1 protein-coding gene and 1 pseudogene are annotated in these 1,000 nt (G+C 74.7%); both read left to right on the forward strand.

Annotated features, from left to right (window positions below):
- A partial coding sequence (locus AC1D15_RS34265) for a LolA-related protein (protein WP_477829582.1) occupies window positions 1–274 on the forward strand: 274 nt, incomplete at its 5' end.
- Window positions 271–1,000: pseudogene (locus AC1D15_RS34270) on the forward strand (MMPL family transporter); the annotation flags it as partial. The gene AC1D15_RS34265 and the pseudogene AC1D15_RS34270, both read left to right, overlap by 4 nt.

Below are 1,000 nucleotides of genomic sequence, written 5' to 3' on the forward strand. Positions count from 1 at the left end.
GCTGGACACCGTGCCCGAGGCGCAGGTGCTGGTCGAGGCGGTGCGCGGCACGCTGACCGGCAACCGCGAGCTGCTCGACCGCCACTTCACGACGCAGTTCAGCGGCACGCTTGACCAGTGGACGCTCGAGCTGGTGCCGCGCGAGCCGCGCTTGCGCGAGCAGGTCGCGCGCGTCACGGTGAGCGGCGTGCGCGCCGCGCTGACCGAGGTGCAGGTGCAGCTCGCCGGCGGTGACCGCTCGACGATGAAGATCGTCGAGAGCCGCGTTCCATGAGGATCCAGGCGCTGCGCCGGCCCGCCGTGTGGGTGTGGCTCGCGGCCATGCTGATCGGCGCCTGGCTCGCCGCGCGCGCCACCTACGTCGCCGACCTGTCGGCCTTCCTGCCGTCGTCGCCGAGTGCCGAGCAGCGCGTGCTGCTGGAGCAGCTGCGCCATGGCGTGACCGCGCGCGTGATGCTGGTCGGCGTGCGCGGCGGCGATGCGGCGCTGCGCGGCGATGCCTCGCGCGGCCTCGCGACCGCGTTGCGCGCGAGCGGCGCGTTCGACAGCGTCAGCAACGGCGACCACCTCGATTCACCGAAGGCCGTCGGCGAGCTGCTGATGGCCCACCGCTACCTGCTGAGCCCGGCGGTCGATGCGCAGCGTTTCAGCGTCGACGGGCTGCGCGACGGCATCGCCGACACCACGTCGATGCTCGGCACGCCGGCCGGCGCGTGGATCAAGCCGCTGCTGTGGCGCGACCCGACCGGCGAGATGGCGCGGCTGGCCGAGACGCTGCTGCCGTCGGGCGGGCCGCGCGTCGAGGCCGGCGTGTGGGTGTCGCGCAGCCAGCCGCGCGCGCTGCTGGTGGCGATCACGCGCGCCGGCGGCTCCGACCTCGACGGCCAGGCGCAGGCGATCGATGCGCTGCGGCACGCCTTCGCACCGTGGGCCGCGCGCGGGCTGTCGCTCGACCTGTCGGGCGCCGGCGTGCTGGGCGTGCAGTCGCGCACGTTGATCA

Source organism: Rhizobacter sp. P2_H2 (assembly GCF_056403375.1).